The sequence below is a fragment of the Tepidiphilus olei genome (genome assembly GCF_006980705.1).
GTDB classification, from domain to species: Bacteria; Pseudomonadota; Gammaproteobacteria; order Burkholderiales; family Rhodocyclaceae; genus Tepidiphilus; species Tepidiphilus olei.
The window spans coordinates 202,417-218,355 of sequence record NZ_SBHO01000001.1 but is presented as its reverse complement, the minus strand read 5'-3'; the positions used below and the strand labels follow the sequence as shown (position 1 = coordinate 218,355).

Annotated in this window: 16 protein-coding genes and 1 tRNA gene; 4 read left to right on the top strand and 13 right to left on the bottom strand. The window is 64.2% G+C overall.

Translation table 11 applies throughout. The annotated features are described in order from the left end of the window. Positions 1–4 precede the first annotated feature (4 nt). From frr to EPD80_RS01060, 5 genes are all read right to left on the bottom strand, one after another. Complete coding sequence (gene frr, locus EPD80_RS01080) at positions 5–565, bottom strand: ribosome recycling factor (RefSeq protein WP_142803489.1); 561 nt, start codon at positions 563–565, stop codon at positions 5–7. Between the two features lie 9 nt (positions 566–574). Next, entirely contained in the window at positions 575–1,291 is a 717-nt protein-coding gene (gene pyrH / locus EPD80_RS01075) for a UMP kinase (RefSeq protein ID WP_142803490.1), read from the bottom strand. Positions 1,292–1,306: 15 nt separating this feature from the next. Continuing rightward, positions 1,307–2,197 carry a translation elongation factor Ts gene (tsf, locus tag EPD80_RS01070; protein ID WP_142803491.1) on the bottom strand — a complete coding sequence of 297 codons (891 nt, stop codon included), beginning with the start codon at positions 2,195–2,197 and terminating at the stop codon, positions 1,307–1,309. Positions 2,198–2,268: 71 nt separating this feature from the next. Further along, complete coding sequence (gene rpsB / locus EPD80_RS01065; protein WP_142803492.1) at positions 2,269–3,051, bottom strand: 30S ribosomal protein S2; 783 nt, start codon at positions 3,049–3,051, stop codon at positions 2,269–2,271. 170 nt (positions 3,052–3,221) lie between these two features. Continuing rightward, the gene (locus EPD80_RS01060) at positions 3,222–4,457 is read right to left on the bottom strand and encodes an aspartate kinase (protein WP_142808729.1); all 1,236 of its coding nucleotides are present in this window, start codon (positions 4,455–4,457) and stop codon (positions 3,222–3,224) included. Between the two features lie 257 nt (positions 4,458–4,714). On the opposite strand from EPD80_RS01060, the gene EPD80_RS01055 reads away from it, so the two are divergent. From EPD80_RS01055 to EPD80_RS01045, 3 genes are all read left to right on the top strand, one after another. Beyond that, positions 4,715–5,053, top strand: coding sequence for a helix-turn-helix domain-containing protein (locus EPD80_RS01055; protein WP_142808727.1), 339 nt, complete (start codon positions 4,715–4,717; stop codon positions 5,051–5,053). A gap of 231 nt (positions 5,054–5,284) precedes the next feature. Then, the gene (queD, locus tag EPD80_RS01050) at positions 5,285–5,728 is read left to right on the top strand and encodes a 6-carboxytetrahydropterin synthase QueD (RefSeq protein WP_142808725.1); all 444 of its coding nucleotides are present in this window, start codon (positions 5,285–5,287) and stop codon (positions 5,726–5,728) included. A gap of 70 nt (positions 5,729–5,798) precedes the next feature. Beyond that, complete coding sequence (locus EPD80_RS01045; RefSeq protein ID WP_142808723.1) at positions 5,799–6,737, top strand: HDOD domain-containing protein; 939 nt, start codon at positions 5,799–5,801, stop codon at positions 6,735–6,737. A gap of 4 nt (positions 6,738–6,741) precedes the next feature. On the opposite strand, the gene EPD80_RS01040 is transcribed toward EPD80_RS01045, so the two are convergent. The 8 genes from EPD80_RS01040 to EPD80_RS01005 all read right to left on the bottom strand — a co-directional run bounded on the left by EPD80_RS01040 (position 6,742) and on the right by EPD80_RS01005 (position 15,115). Next, complete coding sequence (locus EPD80_RS01040; protein ID WP_142808721.1) at positions 6,742–8,661, bottom strand: ATP-binding cassette domain-containing protein; 1,920 nt, start codon at positions 8,659–8,661, stop codon at positions 6,742–6,744. A gap of 20 nt (positions 8,662–8,681) precedes the next feature. Continuing rightward, a tRNA-Arg gene (locus EPD80_RS01035) sits at positions 8,682–8,753 on the bottom strand. A 10-nt stretch (positions 8,754–8,763) separates the two neighbouring features. Beyond that, the gene (gene rimO, locus EPD80_RS01030) at positions 8,764–10,092 is read right to left on the bottom strand and encodes a 30S ribosomal protein S12 methylthiotransferase RimO (protein ID WP_142808719.1); all 1,329 of its coding nucleotides are present in this window, start codon (positions 10,090–10,092) and stop codon (positions 8,764–8,766) included. Beyond that, a complete protein-coding gene (phaR, locus tag EPD80_RS01025) occupies positions 10,082–10,681 on the bottom strand; it encodes a polyhydroxyalkanoate synthesis repressor PhaR (protein ID WP_142808717.1) in 600 nt (199 codons plus the stop codon). Before phaR ends, rimO begins: the two co-directional genes overlap by 11 nt. Positions 10,682–10,850: 169 nt before the next feature. Continuing rightward, positions 10,851–11,594, bottom strand: a complete 744-nt coding sequence (phbB, locus tag EPD80_RS01020; protein ID WP_142803500.1) for a beta-ketoacyl-ACP reductase — start codon at positions 11,592–11,594, stop codon at positions 10,851–10,853. A gap of 44 nt (positions 11,595–11,638) precedes the next feature. After that, positions 11,639–13,342, bottom strand: coding sequence for a PHA/PHB synthase family protein (locus EPD80_RS01015; RefSeq protein ID WP_142808715.1), 1,704 nt, complete (start codon positions 13,340–13,342; stop codon positions 11,639–11,641). Positions 13,343–13,415: 73 nt separating this feature from the next. Continuing rightward, complete coding sequence (gene pgeF, locus EPD80_RS01010) at positions 13,416–14,150, bottom strand: peptidoglycan editing factor PgeF (protein ID WP_142808713.1); 735 nt, start codon at positions 14,148–14,150, stop codon at positions 13,416–13,418. Next, positions 14,147–15,115, bottom strand: coding sequence for an RluA family pseudouridine synthase (locus EPD80_RS01005; RefSeq protein ID WP_142809323.1), 969 nt, complete (start codon positions 15,113–15,115; stop codon positions 14,147–14,149). Before EPD80_RS01005 ends, pgeF begins: the two co-directional genes overlap by 4 nt. Between EPD80_RS01005 and EPD80_RS01000 the strand changes: the two genes are divergently transcribed. Beyond that, a complete protein-coding gene (locus tag EPD80_RS01000; RefSeq protein ID WP_221928757.1) occupies positions 15,114–15,935 on the top strand; it encodes an outer membrane protein assembly factor BamD in 822 nt (273 codons plus the stop codon). The two genes, EPD80_RS01005 and EPD80_RS01000, sit on opposite strands and share 2 nt — an antisense overlap. Positions 15,936–15,939 lie beyond the last annotated feature (4 nt).

Here is a 15,939-nt window from a genome sequence, read left to right as displayed (position 1 = left end):
CGGTTCAGATCTGCAGCAGTTCCTGCTCTTTCTTCTCGACGAGCTTGTCGATCTCACCGATGTAGCGGTCGGTGATCTTCTGGATATCATCCTCGGCGCGCCGCGCCTCGTCCTCGCTGACCGCCTTCTTCTTCAAGGCGTCTTTGATCGCTTGATTGACGTCACGGCGCACGTTGCGCACCGCCACGCGCGCCTGTTCCCCTTCATGACGCACGACCTTACCCAGTTCTCGACGGCGCTCTTCGGTGAGAGGCGGCATGGGAACGCGTAGGATCTCACCCATGTTCGAGGGATTGAGCCCCAGGTCGCTCTCGCGGATCGCCTTCTCGATCTTGGAGAGCATGTTCTTCTCCCAAGGTTGCACCCCGATGGTACGGGCATCGATCAGGGTAACGTTGGCCACCTGCGGCACCGGCACCATCGAACCGTAGTATTCGACCATCACATGGTCGAGCAGGCCCGTGTGGGCACGGCCAGTGCGAATCTTGGCGAGATCGACTTTGAGCACCTCGATCGCCTTGGCCATGCGCTGCTCGGCGTCTTTCTTGAGTTCAGCGACGTTCATCTCCTCTCCTTACGAGTGGACCAGCGTGCCTTCGTCCTCACCCATGATGACACGGCGCAAAGCCCCTGGCTTGAAGATCGAAAACACGTTGATCGGCAGCTTGATGTCGCGACACAAAGCAAAAGCGGTGGCATCCATCACCGCGAGATTGCGTCCGATCGCCTCGTCGAAGCTGATGCGGTGATAGCGCTTGGCGCTCGGGTCTTTTCGCGGATCGGCGCTATAGACGCCATCGACCTTGGTCGCCTTCAGTACGATCTGCGCACCGATCTCGGCACCGCGCAGCGCCGCCGCCGTGTCGGTGGTGAAGAAGGGATTGCCGGTGCCGGCAGCGAAAATGACGATACGACCCTCTTCCAGATGGCGAATGGCCCGAGCGCGAATATAGGGCTCGACCACCTGCTCGATGCGTAGCGCAGAGAGTACGCGCGATTCCACTTCGTGCCGGCGGAAGGCGTCCGACAGGGCCATCGCATTCATCACCGTGGCGAGCATGCCGATGTAGTCGGCGGTCGCCCGGTCCATGCCACTCGCCGCTCCCTGGATGCCACGGAAGATGTTTCCCCCGCCGATCACGATCCCGATCTGTACGCCCAACGAGCCGACTTCGACGATCTCGCCCACGATGCGCTCGACCACTTTCTCATTGATGCCGTAAGGGTCGTCGCCCATCAGAGCTTCGCCCGAGAGCTTGAGCAGGATGCGGCGATAGGCGGGGGTAGACATGAGATGACCTCGTCTTCAGGACTTGGCCGCGGCCGCCGCCTGCGCCGCCACTTCCGCGGCGAAGTCGGTCTGCTTTTTCTCGATGCCTTCGCCGACGACGAAGAGCGCGAAGGAAGCGACCTTGGCGTTGCGCTGCTTCAGGAGCGCCTCGACGCTGACTTTGTCATCCTTGACGAAGCCTTGGCCGAGCAAGGTGACTTCCTTGAGGTACTTCTGCACCGCCCCTTCAGCGATCTTGTCGAGAATCGCCTCGGGCTTGCCCGATTCGACTGCTTTCTGCCGCGCGATGCGCCGCTCGGTCTCGATGAGCTCGGCCGGCACCTGATCGGCCGAAAGGGCCTTCGGCTTGCAGGCGGCGATGTGCATGGCCAGGTCCTTGCCCAGCGCCTCGTCGCCCCCTACGAGATCGACGAGCACGCCGATCTTGGCGCCGCCATGCACGTAGGAGTACACCTTGCCCTGCGCCTCGATGCGGGCGAAACGGCGGATGGTGATGTTCTCGCCGATCTTGCCCACGAGTTCGGTGCGCACCTGCTCGACCGGCTTGCCGTCGAGTTCGAGCTGGGAGAGCGCTGCTACGTCGCCCGGGTTGCGCTCGGCCACCAGTTGCGCCAAGCGGTTGGCAAAGGCAATGAATTCGTCGTTCTTCGCCACGAAGTCGGTCTCGCAATTGACCTCGACCATGGCCGCGAGCTTGGCATCGGGCGAAATCCAGGTCGCGACGATGCCTTCGGCGGCCACACGACCAGCGGCCTTGCTCGCCTTGTTGCCGAGCTTGACGCGCAGGATCTCTTCGGCCCGCGCCATGTCGCCACCGGCCTCAGCCAGAGCCTTCTTGCACTCCATCATCGGCGCATCGGTGCGCTCGCGCAGCTCCTTGACCATACTTGCGGTAATTTCAGCCATCATCCGTCCTCACGAAAGATTGTCGGGTAGGTACACGCACGTGCGCCCACCCCATGCACACTGCCTCTGCCTTACTCGGCCGCCGGCGCTTCGCCTTCCTCGGAGGCCGTCTCACCTTCGGCGCCTTCGACTTCCACGAACTCGTCGGAAGCCGCTGCGACCACTTCCTGCAGCGCCATGGCCTTTCCTTCGAGCACGGCGTCGGCGATCGCCCGCGCGTACAGGCGCACGGCTCGGGCCGAATCGTCGTTGCCCGGGATCACGTAGTCGATTCCCTCGGGGCTATGGTTGGTGTCGACCACCGCCACCACCGGAATACCCAGCTTGTTGGCCTCGGCCACGGCGATCTTGTGATGCCCGACATCGATGACGAAAAGCGCATCGGGCAGGCGCTCCATCTCCTTGATGCCGCCCAGGCTACGCTCGAGCTTGTCGAGCTCGCGCTGCAGGCCCAGCGCCTCGCGCTTGGGCAGCTGCTGCACCGAACCATCGGCGAAGGCGGCTTCCAGCTCCTTGAGCCGGGCAATGGATTGGCGCACCGTCTTGAAATTGGTGAGCATGCCGCCGAGCCAGCGTTCATTGACGAAAGGCATGCCACAACGCTGGGCCTCTTCGGCGATGATGTCACGCGCCTGGCGTTTGGTGGCAACGAAGAGGACCGTACCGCCCTTGGCCGAGAGCCGGCGCACGAACTCGACCGATTCACGCAGCTTCGCCAACGTCTTCTCGAGGTTGATGATGTGGATCTTGTTGCGCTCCCCGTAAATGTAGGGGGCCATTTTGGGATGCCAGAAACGGGTCTGGTGCCCGAAGTGCACACCGGCCTCGAGCATTTGACGCATCGTGACGTTCATGAAAACTCCAATGGATAAGGGTTGAACCTCCGCCCGCGACCCACCGTGCACGAACACGGACCCTCGTCGCTTGCGGGCGTGTGGAATGGGCCTGCCGCGTAGGTGGCAGGCCCGGCATTATAACGGACGGCAAGACCTTCCGTCAAAAAAGAAAAATGGCACGCCCCGTCTCAGACGTCCGCTTCGGGCCGGTCGAGCCCAAACGCCTTGTGCAGGGCACGCACGGCAAGTTCGAGATACTTCTCGTCGATCACCACCGAGATCTTGATCTCCGAGGTGGAAATCATCTGGATGTTGATCCCTTCTTCGGCGAGCGTACGGAACATCTTGGCGGCCACGCCCGGGTGAGAGCGCATACCGACGCCCACCAGCGAGACTTTGCACACCGATTTGTCACCGACCACCTGACGCGCCCCCAGGTCGTTCTTCACCCGTTCGAGAATCTCGAGCACCCGCTTCAGATCGTTTTTTGCCACGGTGAAACTGAAGTCGGTTGCCCCGTCGTGACCGACGTTTTGCACGATCATGTCCACGTCGATGTTGGCGTCGGCCACCGGCCCCAGGATCTGATAGGCGACGCCGGGCTTGTCGGGCACGCCGAGTAACGTTACCTTGGCCTCGTCACGCTGGAAGGCGATGCCGGAAATGATGGGCTGTTCCATGTTCGTTTCTTCCTCGACCGTGATCAACGTCCCTTCTCCCTCTTCTTCGAAACTGGACAGTACGCGCAACTTGACTTTGTATTTTCCGGCGAATTCCACCGAACGGATCTGCAGCACCTTGGAACCGAGGCTCGCCATCTCAAGCATTTCTTCGAAGGTGATGCGCTCCAGCCGCCGCGCCTCGGGCACGATGCGCGGGTCGGTGGTATAGACGCCGTCGACGTCGGTGTAGATCTGGCATTCGTCGGCCTGCAGCGCCGCCGCGAGCGCCACGGCGGTGGTATCGGAGCCGCCGCGCCCGAGCGTGGTGATGTTCCCCGCGGGGTCCACCCCCTGGAAACCGGCCACGACCACGACCTTGCCTTCGGCCAGATCGGCGAGCATCCGTTCGGGTTCGATGCTCAGGATGCGCGCCTTGGTGAAGGCACTATCGGTACGAATAGGAACCTGCCAGCCGGTGTAGCTCCTGGCCGGCACTCCGAGCTCCTGCAAAGCGATGGACAACAAGCCGATCGTCACTTGCTCGCCGGTGGCCAGCACCACGTCCGTCTCGCGTGGATCGGGCGATTCGGACAGCGCCTGGGTGAGTGCCACGAGCCGGTTGGTCTCGCCGCTCATGGCCGAGACCACCACGACCACCCGATGCCCCTGCTGGTGATATTTCGCGACCCGGCGAGCGACGTTCTGGATCCGCTCCGGCGAACCCACGGAAGTGCCGCCGTACTTCTGCACGATGAGCGCCATCTTTCCCTCATGCCAAACTGAAACCCACGATTATAAACACGATGACCCAAAAGCCCAGCATCGACCTGCAGTGAAATCTGCCGCCGTTTTTCACCCACCTCACGACGTAGTGATAAAATCGGCGACACAAAAAAATACGAATCAACTATCAAAAAGTAGTTGTCTTACAACATCAGAAGTTATAAGATCATGGCTCGCTCGAGCACGACATGAGCGAGGCACTTTTCTCCTATCCACGAGTACTGGAGCGAATTTAGATGAAAAACTTTACCGGCAGCGACATCCGCGAACTGCGCAAGAAACTGGGACTCAACCAGTCCCAGTTCTGGTCCAAACTCGGCGTCACCCAGAGCGGGGGCTCGCGCTACGAAAGTGGGCGTAACATCCCCCGGCCTGTGCAAGCACTACTTCGGCTCGTTCATGTCGAACAGATCGACGTCAACAAAATCAAGCGGGAAGACTGGGAAGTCGCCCAGTATCTCAAAGCGACCGATCCAGAGAAATTCAAGGAACTGAAAAAAGAAGCCCGCGCCTGGGTGAAAACCCAGGGAAAATCGAGCACGTCGGCAGACGAAGCGGAATCCACCGAAGACTGAACGGCCCTGCAGCCCACGTAGCGACCTGGGCCGCCGGGAGATCCCTGCAGCACCGCGACGAGGCATCTCACGAGCGAGACGAGTGCACTGGAGTACGGCACGATCGGAGCGCACCGCACATCCGCTCACCGGCATCCAGGCGCGGTCTGCGCCCCGCATCACGCCATGACGACCGCCGCGACTTCGCATCATGCAAGCCGCGGCGGCTTTTTCCGTTAGAATCCTCTCACCATGCTGATCACCCGACGATTCGAATTCGACGCCGGGCACCGCATCCCCAATCATGAAAGCCATTGCCGCCACCTGCATGGCCACCGCTACGCGCTCGAAGTCACGCTACGGGGCGAACCGGTCACGCAAGCGGGCCGCAGTGACGAAGGGATGGTGCTCGACTTCTCCGCCGTGAAGGCCCTCGTTCAGCGCGCCCTGATCGAGCAATGGGATCACGCTTTTCTCGCCTATCGCGGCGACCAGTTGCTGCTGGATGCGCTCGAACGCATTCCCGATCACAAGACCGTCCTGCTCGACGCCGTCCCCACCGCCGAGAATCTTGCGCGCATCGCATACGAAACACTGGAGCCGCGCTTCGCCGCCCTCTATGGTGAACGGCTCTGTCTGGCACGGGTGCGCCTCTACGAAACCCCCAATTGCTGGGCGGATTATCCCGCCGGCTGAATCCTCTTGGCAAAAACCCTGGCGCTCGCGATAATCACCCCATAAAACACGCACGCGATCGGAGACGGCGATGGAACGACTCGAGCACCCGCTGCCGGATGCGGCTGCCTGGATCCGGTTCTTCGCCGAGCGCGCCGACAAAGTTCCTATTCTCAGACACACCAAGCGTCACCTCGAAGAACTTCGCCCGATCGCGGAAACGCTCAATGCCCACGTCCTCTCTCAGGTGGTGCTGCAAGATCCGCTGCTCACGCTGCGCCTGATGGTGACCCTGCAGAAACGCCGCCCGCCAGATCTGCGCACGCGTGAGCTCACCACCATCGACCGCATCCTCCTCATGCTGGGCATCCGCGCCTTCTATGCCGAATGCGACCGCATCACCCTAGTGGAAGAGGAACTGGCCGATCAGCCGCGCGAGCTGGCGATGCTGCTTCGGCTCATCGCGCGGCTACGGCGGGCGGCGCGTTTCGCCCGCGAGTGGGCGCTGCTGCGCCGCGACATCGAAGTCTCCGAGGTGGTGGTCGCGGCGCTGTTGCACGACATCACCGAAGTCCTGATGTGGCTCTATGCGCCCCGGCTCATGTCGCTGCTCATCCGCTTGCGCCGCACCTACCCCGCCATCCCGCTCGAGCAGTTGCAGCGCAAGGTCTTCAACGCCACCGAAGTCGAGATCCGCAATGGCCTCATCGATACGCTGGAACTGCCCGAGATCCTGAAAAAGCTGCTCGACGACCACCATCTGGAGAATCCCCGCACGCGCACCGTTTGGCTCGCCACACGGCTCGCGCGCCATCTCGCGCACGGCTGGGACGATCCACGCATCCCGGCCGATCTCGACGCCATTCAGGAGCTGGTGCACGTCAGCCGCGAGATCCTGCTCAAACAGCTCGGCGCGCCGGAAGAGGTGATGGCGCGCCTACTCGGCCCTACCAACGCCGAAACGCCGCCCACCCGTACCGATGGCGGGGAGCCGTCGAACGTCACCCCTACTCCGCCACACGGCGAATGAACGCTCACCCCTCGCCCGCGGCGAGGGTCTCCAGTTCCGACCAGCGTTCGAGCAGTGCTTCGATCTCGGCTTCCACCGCCTCGAGCCGCGCCTTCAAACCGGCCACTTCCTGCGCCCGCTCGCTGTAGAGACTCGGATCGGCAAGCGCCTCGGCGAGCGTCGCCTGCTCCGCTTCCAAGGCTTCGATCCTTTGCGGCAGCGCCTCCAGCTCCTGGCGTTCGCGATACGACAGCCGCCGCGGCCTGGAAGACCGGGGTTCCTCCGCGGCGGCGATCTTGGTTTTGACGGGCGCCTTGGTCGGACCCGTGTCTGCCGGCGCCAACGCGGTCTCGCCTCGCTGCCGCAGCCAGTCGCTGTAGCCGCCGACGCACTCTTCCCAGCGCCCGTCGCCGGTCGAGGCGATCACCTGCGTGACCACGTTGTCGAGAAAGCGCCGGTCGTGGCTCACCAGCAGCAAGGTCCCCGGATAAGCGAGCAGGCGCTCCTCCAAGAGCTCCAGCGTGTCGAGATCGAGGTCGTTGGTCGGTTCGTCGAGCACCAGCAGGTTGGCCGGCTGGGCGAAGAGGCGCGCGAGCAACAGCCGGTTGCGCTCCCCGCCCGAGAGCGTCTTCACCGGCGAGCGCGCCCGCTGCGGCGAGAAGAGAAAATCTTCGAGGTAACCGACGACGTGACGCCGCTGCCCGGCGATCTCCACCGTATCCGAACCGGGGCTGACGACGTCGATCAGCCGCGCCTCGGGGTCGAGCTGGGCGCGCATCTGATCGAAATAGGCGACGTTGCGGCGTGTGCCGTGACGCACTAGCCCCGCGTCGGGTTCGATCTCGCCCAAGATGAGTTTGAGCAAAGTCGTCTTGCCCGCGCCGTTGGGACCGATGAGGCCGATGCGATCGCCCCGCAGGATGGTGGTGGAAAAATCGCGCACCACCGTCTTCTCGCCCCAGGATTTCGTCACCCCCACGAGTTCGGCCACCAGGCGTCCGCTCTGCTCCCCCGCATCGAGCTGCAGACGCACCCGCCCCAGCCGCTCGCGGCGCGCCTCGCGTTCTTCGCGCAGGCGCTCCAGCCGCCGCACCCTACCCTCGTTGCGCGTACGCCGCGCCTCCACACCTTTGCGAATCCAGGCCTCTTCCTGGGCGTGGAACTTGTCGAAACGCGCCTGTGCCTGAGCCTCGGCCGCGAGTTGCTCGGCCTTGCGTCGTTCGTACTCGGCGAACGACCCGGGGAAGCTCGCCAGCCGCCCCCGATCGAGTTCGACGATGCGGGTGGCGACCCGATCGACCAGAGCCCGGTCGTGCGTCACCAGCACGACACTGCCGCGAAAGGTGAGCAGCATCTGCTCCAGCCGCTCGATCGCGGCGATGTCGAGGTGGTTGGTCGGCTCGTCGAGCAACAGCACTTCCGGCTCGGCCACCAGGGCGCGGGCGAGCGCCACGCGTTTCACCCCGCCGCCCGAGAGCGCCGCGATGCGCGCCTCGGCCTCCAGCCCCAGCGCCGCGAGCGCGGCGTCGATGCGGTGCTGCCACTGCCAGCCGCCCTCCCGCTCCAGCGCCTGCTGGACGGCGTCGAGCTCGGCAAGGAGCGCCGGCTCGGGCGAAGTCGCCACCAGGCGCGACAGCTCCTGGAAACGACGCAGCAGCCCGGCCGCCTCGCCCAGCCCCTCGGTGAGCACCTCGGCCACCGTGGCCTGCGGCGGGAAGTCCGCTTCCTGCGGCACGTAGGCCAGACGCAGGCCCGGCTGGCGCCACACGAGCCCGTCGTCGAGCGGCTGCTCGCCCGCGAGCACGCGCAGCAGGCTGGATTTGCCCGCACCGTTGCGCCCGATCAGCACCACCCGCTCACCCTCGTCGAGCTGAAAGGACGCGGCGTCGAGCAGAGGAACGTGACCAAAGGCAAGGTGGGCGTCGTCGAGACGGAGCACTGGCATGGCAAGACCTTGAAAAGGAGTCCCCCCGCCAGGAATCGAACCTGGATCTAGCGCTTAGGAGGCGCTCGTTCTATCCATTGAACTACGGGGAGACGGAATGATTCAGCGCGACGGCACTTCCGCGTAGAGGTCGTGCACGTCGCAGTCGGTGACGAGGACTTCGGCGAATTCGCCCGGCTGCAAGTCCTCGCCGTTGGGGATGATGACGAGGCCATCGATCTCGGGCGCATCGGCGCTGGAGCGCGCAAGCGCCCCCTCTTCGTCGACCTCTTCCACCAGCACCGTGATCCGGCGCCCGATCCAACGCTCCAGCCGCTGGGTGGAGATGTCCTCCTGCCACTGCAGCAGGCGCACGCGCCGTTCCTCGCGCACCTCCTCGGGCACGGCACCGGGAAGCGCATTGGCCGCCGCGCCCTCGACGGGGGAATAGGCGAAGGCGCCGACCCGGTCGAGCTGCGCCTCTTCGAGGAACTGCAACAGCAAGTCGAAATCCTCCTCGGTCTCACCAGGGAAGCCGGTGATGAAGGTCGAGCGGATCGTCAAGTCGGGGCAGATCTCGCGCCAGCGCCGGATGCGCTCGAGCACCTGTTCGGTGGCCGCCGGCCGCTGCATCGCCTTGAGGATGCGGGGGCTTGCATGCTGGAACGGGACGTCGAGGTAGGGCAGGATCTTGCCCTCGGCCATGAGCGGGATGAGCTCGTCCACGCTCGGATAGGGGTAGACGTAGTGCAGCCGGATCCATACGCCGAGTTCCCCCAGCAGACGGGCGAGCTCGGTGAGACGCTGGCGTACCGGCCGACCGTCGACGAAGCCCGTGCGGTACTTGAGGTCCACCCCGTAGGCGGCGGTGTCCTGCGACACGACCAGGATCTCCTTGACGCCGGATGCGACCAGCGCCTCGGCCTCGGCCATGATCTCGTGGATGGGGCGGCTGACGAGATCGCCGCGCAACGACGGGATGATGCAGAAGGTGCAGCGGTGGTTGCAGCCCTCGGAGATCTTCAGGTAGGCGTAGTGCGGCGGCGTGAGCCGCAGTCCCTGCGGGGGGACGAGGTCGGTGAAGGGGTCGTGCGGCTTGGGCAGATGGCGGTGCACCAGATCGAGCACCTCGGCCTCCGCATGCGGACCGGTGATCGCCAGCACCTGGGGGAATTCTTCGAGGATGCGCTGCGGCCGGGCGCCCAGGCAGCCAGTGACGATGACCTTGCCATTCTCCGCCAGCGCCTCGCCGATCGCCTGCAGCGATTCTTCGACGGCTGCGTCGATGAAGCCGCAGGTATTGACGATGACCAGATCCGCCCCTTCGTAGTCGGGGCTGAGCGCATAGCCCTCGGCCCGCAGGCGCGTGAGGATGCGTTCGGAGTCGACGGTGGCCTTGGGGCAGCCCAGGCTTACCATGCCCACGCGGGGCGCAGCAAACTCAAGTTTCATCGGGCTTGGTCGGTGAGGTCGTGCCGCCTTGGGCGGATTCGTCCGCCTGCGGCCGCAGGCCGGAGAACATGGCGCCGAAGAGCCCGCGCGTCTGGCTCTCCGCCTGCTTCTGCATCTGGGTGAGCAGCTGGCGCGATTGCTCGAGATAGGCGTTCATCATCGATTGTAGCGCCGGCGCCTGCAGCGAAAGGAACTGGGCCATCCAGTCGGTACCGAGCGGGGCGTTGTCCCCATAGAGCGAGCGCAGCTGCTCCTGGAACTTGTTCTGCATCTCGACGAAGGCGGCGATGCTGTTTTCCAGGTAGCGCCCCATCAGGTTTTGCGATGCCTGTCCGTAGAAACGGATGATCTGCGCGAGCATCTCCGAAGAAAAGAGAGGTTGACCGCAGGCCTCTTCCTCGAGGATGATCTGCAGCAGCACGCTGCGCGTGAGATCTTCCCCCGTCTTGGCATCGACGATACGAAAAGGCTCGTGCGAGAGCACGAGATTCTTCACGTCACCGATCGTGATGTAAGTACTGCTGGCGGTATCGTACAGACGGCGGTTGGGATATTTCTTGATCAGGCGAATCTGTTGCGCATCGGTCATTGCCGATCTGTCCCACAAGGAGGCGGTAATGCTGCATTATACCGCAGCAGCAGGCAAAGGTTCCATACCGCCGCAAAACGACCGGGGCTACCGCCCGACACCGCCAGGTATCGCTTCGGCAGCCCCGATGGGCAGGGCGCCCTTTCGCCGATGCGCAAGGCGCCAACGTTCAATACATGTGCTGGCCACCGTTGATGGCGATGTTTGCTCCTGTCATGTAGGCGGCCTCGTCGGAGGCGATGTAGGCGACCAGTCCGGCGATTTCCTCGGGCTTGCCCAGGCGCCCCATGGGGATCTGCGGCAGGATCTTGGAATCCAAGATCTCTTGTGGAATGGCGAGCACCATCCTGGTGCCGATGTAGCCCGGCGAGACGGTATTGACGGTAACGCCGTAGCGCGCCACTTCCAGCGCCAGCGACTTGGTGAAACCATGCATCCCGGCCTTGGCCGCGGCATAGTTGGTCTGGCCGAAGGCGCCTTTCTGACCGTTGACCGAAGAGATGTTGATGATGCGCCCCCACTTGCGCTCGACCATGCCGTCGATGACCTGCTTGGTCATGTTGAAGACGCTGTCGAGGTTGGTGCGCAGCACCGCGTCCCAGTCGGCCTTGGTCATCTTGCGCAAAGTCATGTCGCGGGTGATGCCGGCGTTATTGACGAGCACGTCCACCGGGCCGACTTCCTGCACGATTTTCTCGACGCACGCCTTGCAGGAGTCGAAGTCGGCGACGTCCGCCGGATAGGCGGCGAAGTCGAACCCTTTGGCCTTCATGTCGGCGAGCCACTGCGGCGCGTTCTTGTTGTTGAGCGAATGCGTGGTGACGACGCGATACCCCAGCTGCGCGAGCTTGATGCAGATCGCCTCGCCGAGTCCACCCATGCCTCCTGTGACCAATGCAATTCTCGTCGTCATTTCCCTTCTCCTCTTCTTCGATGACGCCGCCTGAGGCGGCGAAGTTACACAACGGGTTCGCGCACGAGCGGCAACGCGGGCTCTTTCACGTAGCGGCCCGGGGCCGGCTCGATCAGGCGGTACTGATCGTTGCCCAAGGTGGTGCGTGCCGGCACGAGCTTGCCCTTGTGGGCCTCCAGCCAGCGCGCCCAGTCCCACCACCAGCTGCCGGGTTGTTCCTGCGCCGCGGACAACCACGCTTCGGGCTCCTCGGGCAGGGCTTCGTTGATCCAGTAGCTGCGGCGATTCTTGCTTGCCGGGTTGATGGCACCGGCGATGTGCCCGCTCGCCCCCAGCACGAATCGGCGCGGACCGCCAAGCAAGTGTTGCGAGAGATAGGCGCCGCGCCAGGGCACGATGTGGTCCTCGCGCGCCGCCATCACGTAGGCCGGCATGTCGAGGCGGGTGAGGCTCACCGGCTGGCCGAGCATCGTCAATTTGTTGGGCACGCGCAGATTGTTCTCGAGATACATGTTGCGCAGGTAGTAGGTGACGAACGGCCCGGGCAGGTTGGTGCTGTCGCTGTTCCAGTAGAGCAGATCGAAGGGTTTGGGCGCCTCACCCTTGAGATAGTTGTTGACCACGTAATTCCAGACGAGGTCGTTGGCGCGCAGCGCCGAGAAGGTATTGGCCAGTTCCGAGCCCAGCATCAACCCGCCTTTGCCGATCGCCGCTTCGCGCGCAGTGACGCTCGCCTCGTCCACCAGGCAGCCCAGCTCGCCGCTCTCGGCGAAATCGAGCAGGGTCGTCATGAGCGTGAGGCTGCGCACGGGCGTCTCGCCGCGGGCACGCGCCACCGCCAGCGCACAAGAAAGCATCGTACCGCCGACGCAAAACCCCAGCGCATTGGGATCGGACACGCCGGTGACTTCGCGCACGATCTGTAACGCCCGCAGCGGCCCCAGTTCGAGGTAATCGTCCCAGCCGTAGTGCGCCTCGGTGATGCCCGGATTCTTCCACGAAATCATGAACACCGTGTGCCCCTGCTCCAGGGCAAAACGCACGAGGGAATTTTCCGGCTGAAGGTCGAGGATGTAGAACTTGTTGATGTTGGGCGGAACGATGAGGAGCGGGCGCTCGCCCACTTTCTCCGTGAGGGGCGCGTATTGGATGAGCTGCATGAGGGGGTTTTCGGCGATCACCACACCCGGCGTGACCGCGAGGTTGCGCCCGACTTCGAAGGCCTTATCGTCGGTCATCGAGATGCGACCCTTGTGCAGGTCTTCGAGCAGATTGGCGATGCCGCGGCGAATGCTCTCGCCCTGCGTTTCGAGTGCCTGGCGGATGAATTCCGGATTGGTGGCGGCGAAGTTCGACGGTGCCAGCGCATCGACGATCTGGCGCACGAGGAAACGCGCCCGCGCCTTCGTCTTGCCGTCGGGGAAGTCGCTCTCTTCCACCCAGCGGGTGAGCATCTGCGCGTTGATCCAGTAGGCCTGGCGCAGATAGTCGAAAATGGGGCTCTCCTGCCATGCGGGCGAGGAAAAACGCTTGTCGCTGCGCACCTGGGGCACCACCGGCTCGGCGGCTTCGCCCGGCTGGCGGTGCAGCAGCCGATCCCACAGCTGGGCATGCTGGGCGAGCCACTGCTGCTGCCACTGCCGCAACTTGTCCGGGTCACGCGCCATGAGCTGCCAAGATTGCTGCCACCATTGCAGGGGGTGGCCCGGAGGAAGCGGGGCACCAGGGGGATTGGGGGAAGACGTCATATTTTCTCCTCGCTTGAATTCATTGTGGCACGAAAGGTGCAAGGCGGCAATAATGCACCGCAGCAAGCGTCATTCATGCAGAGGTGCGCCACAGGCACAGGGCGAAACGGCCGGTGCGCCCGCGTTCGCGACGGTAGGAATAGAGGGTCTCGTCACGAAAAGTACACCTTCCGCTCAGCCGAACCGCGGCCGCGCCCGCGGCAAGCAGCTTCGCCCGGGCGATACCGGCCAGATCGGCGTGCCAGTGCGCCCCGTCGCGGCCGGGAACGAAAAACCGGGCAAGCGACGGCGTCTGGTCGACAAAAGTGCGCCGCACCTCCTCCCCTACCTCGTAGTGCGCCGCGCTGATTCCCGGTCCGATCCAGGCCACGAATCCGCCACGGGCAAAATACCTTGCCACGGCCTCCAGCACCCCGCCAGCGAGCCCGCGCCAGCCGGCATGCGCCACCGCCACCCGCATGCCGTCGCAAGCGGCAAAGGCCACCGGCAGGCAATCGGCCACCAGTACGGCAAGCGGCACACCGGGCTTCGTGGTGACTGCCGCATCGGCGCTTGGCGGCGTTTCGCCCCATGATTCGTAGTCGGCATCGAAGACGCGCGCCCCATGCACCTGCTCGAGCCACAGCGGCATGGCAGGCAGGAGGCGGGCGAGGCGCAGGCGGTTTTCCCTCACCGCCAGAGGATCGTCGCCCACGTGCGTGGCGAGGTTGAACGCTGCATACGGCTCACGGCTCACTCCGCCTTCGCGGTCGGTGAGCCGCAGCACCACGTTGCGCGGCGCTTCCGGCCAATGGATCCGGCGAATCATCGCTTTTCTCCCCGCAGGGTTGCGAGCAGCCGCGTCATGTCCTCGGGTAGGGGCGATTCCCAACGGCATGGCTCGCCGCTTGTGGGATGCATGAGCGAAAGGCAGCGGGCATGCAGCGCCTGCCGGGAAAAGCGCGCCGCCACTGCTCGGGGGGCGTAGAGGGGGTCTCCCAGCAAGGGGAAGCCGAGGTGGGCCAGATGCACGCGGATCTGGTGCGTGCGCCCGGTCTCCAGCCGGCACTCGACGAGCGTAGCATCGGCGAAAACTTCCAGCGGGCGATAATGGGTCACCGCGGGCTTTCCCTGCGGCACGACCGCCATGCGGGTACGCACGCGCGGATGCCGTCCGATCGGCGCGTCCACCGTGCCGGATCGCCCGAGACGCCCCGCCACCACCGCCCAGTATTCGCGGTGTACGGTGCGCGCCTGCAGCTGGCGCACCAGGGCGGTCTGCGCTTCCAGCGTACGCGCCACCACCATGAGGCCGCTCGTGTCCTTGTCGAGCCGATGCACGATGCCGGCGCGCGGCACCGCCGCCAGGCCGGAATCGAGCGCGAGCAGTCCGTTGAGCAGGGTTCCCTCGAGATTTCCCGCCCCGGGATGAACCACCAGGCCCGCGGGCTTGTCAACGACAAAAATCGCTTCATCGGCATGAAGGAGAGACAATGGCATCGCTTGCGCCTGCGGCGACTCCCCGAACACGAACGGCGGCAGCTTCAACGCCAGACGTTCGCCCCCGGCCAACCGGCGGCGTACTGAGTCGGCGAGGATTCCGTCGATACTCAGCCAACCTTCCTCGATCCATGCCTGCAGACGCGAGCGCGAATGCTCCGGCCACAGCGCCGCGGCGACACGATCGAGCCGCTCGCCCGCGAGCGCAGCCGGCACGAAGCGCACGGTTTCCTCGACCGTGATCACGTCATCGTCGTCCCATTCCGCCTTATAATCGGTCACCGAGTCACTCATGCCCCGATCGCCATCCGCCATGATCCTGCGTTCGCTCACCGCGCTCTTCCTCGCCCTTTCGCTCACGCTCACCGGCTGCAGCCTCATCCCCGAAAAAGCGGACGAGACCCGCGGCTGGAACGCGCAAAAACTCTATTCCGAAGCCAAGGATGCCCTGAACGACGGAAATTATCAACGGGCCGTCGAACTCTATCAAAAACTCGAAGCGCGCTATCCCTTCGGGCGCTACGCCCAGCAGGCGCAGATCGAGACGGCCTACGCCCACTACAAGGCGAACGAACCCGAGGAAGCGATCGCTGCCGCCGACCGTTTCATCCGGCTGCACCCGAATCATCCCAATGTCGACTATATGTATTACCTCAAGGGGTTGGCGACCTTCAACGAAGACCTCGGCTTGCTCGGGACGATCTCCAACCAGGATCTCTCGGAGCGCGACCCCAAAGGGATGCGTGAATCCTACGAGACGTTCCGTGAGCTCATCGAGCGCTTCCCCGACAGCAAGTATGCCGACGACGCGCGCCAGCGCATGGTCTATCTCACCAACGCCATGGCGCGCTACGAAGTGCATGTGGCCGACTATTATCTGCGCCGCGGCGCCTATCTCGCCGCCGCCAACCGGGCCAAGGCGGTGCTCGAGCGATTCCCCGACTCCCCCGCACAAGAAGACGCACTGTGGATCCTCATGCAGGCCTACGACAAACTCGGCCTCCAAGATCTGCGCGCCGACGCCGAACGGGTGATGCGCCACAACTTCCCGCAATCGGCCTACTTCAAGGGCGGCAAGAAAGGCCCGGACAAGCCTTGGTGGCAGTTGTGGTGAGGTT

Excerpts from the sequence above, each read along its gene's own strand:
- rpsB (WP_142803492.1), bottom strand. The coding sequence starts at position 3,051 with ATGAACGTCACGATGCGTCAAATGCTCGAGGCCGGTGTGCACTTCGGG.
- pgeF (WP_142808713.1), bottom strand. The coding sequence starts at position 14,150 with ATGATTCGCCGGATCCATTGGCCGGAAGCGCCGCGCAACGTGGTGCTG.
- EPD80_RS01005 (WP_142809323.1), bottom strand. The coding sequence starts at position 15,115 with ATGAGTGACTCGGTGACCGATTATAAGGCGGAATGGGACGACGATGAC.
- tsf (WP_142803491.1), bottom strand. The coding sequence starts at position 2,197 with ATGGCTGAAATTACCGCAAGTATGGTCAAGGAGCTGCGCGAGCGCACC.
- EPD80_RS01015 (WP_142808715.1), bottom strand. The coding sequence starts at position 13,342 with ATGACGTCTTCCCCCAATCCCCCTGGTGCCCCGCTTCCTCCGGGCCAC.
- pyrH (WP_142803490.1), bottom strand. The coding sequence starts at position 1,291 with ATGTCTACCCCCGCCTATCGCCGCATCCTGCTCAAGCTCTCGGGCGAA.
- EPD80_RS01060 (WP_142808729.1), bottom strand. The coding sequence starts at position 4,457 with ATGGCGCTCATCGTGCAGAAGTACGGCGGCACTTCCGTGGGTTCGCCG.
- phaR (WP_142808717.1), bottom strand. The coding sequence starts at position 10,681 with ATGACCGATGCGCAACAGATTCGCCTGATCAAGAAATATCCCAACCGC.
- frr (WP_142803489.1), bottom strand. The coding sequence starts at position 565 with ATGAACGTCGCTGAACTCAAGAAAGACGCCGAGCAGCGCATGGCCAAG.
- phbB (WP_142803500.1), bottom strand. The coding sequence starts at position 11,594 with ATGACGACGAGAATTGCATTGGTCACAGGAGGCATGGGTGGACTCGGC.
- EPD80_RS01045 (WP_142808723.1), top strand. The coding sequence starts at position 5,799 with ATGGAACGACTCGAGCACCCGCTGCCGGATGCGGCTGCCTGGATCCGG.
- queD (WP_142808725.1), top strand. The coding sequence starts at position 5,285 with ATGCTGATCACCCGACGATTCGAATTCGACGCCGGGCACCGCATCCCC.
- EPD80_RS01055 (WP_142808727.1), top strand. The coding sequence starts at position 4,715 with ATGAAAAACTTTACCGGCAGCGACATCCGCGAACTGCGCAAGAAACTG.
- rimO (WP_142808719.1), bottom strand. The coding sequence starts at position 10,092 with ATGAAACTTGAGTTTGCTGCGCCCCGCGTGGGCATGGTAAGCCTGGGC.
- EPD80_RS01000 (WP_221928757.1), top strand. The coding sequence starts at position 15,114 with ATGCCCCGATCGCCATCCGCCATGATCCTGCGTTCGCTCACCGCGCTC.
- EPD80_RS01040 (WP_142808721.1), bottom strand. The coding sequence starts at position 8,661 with ATGCCAGTGCTCCGTCTCGACGACGCCCACCTTGCCTTTGGTCACGTT.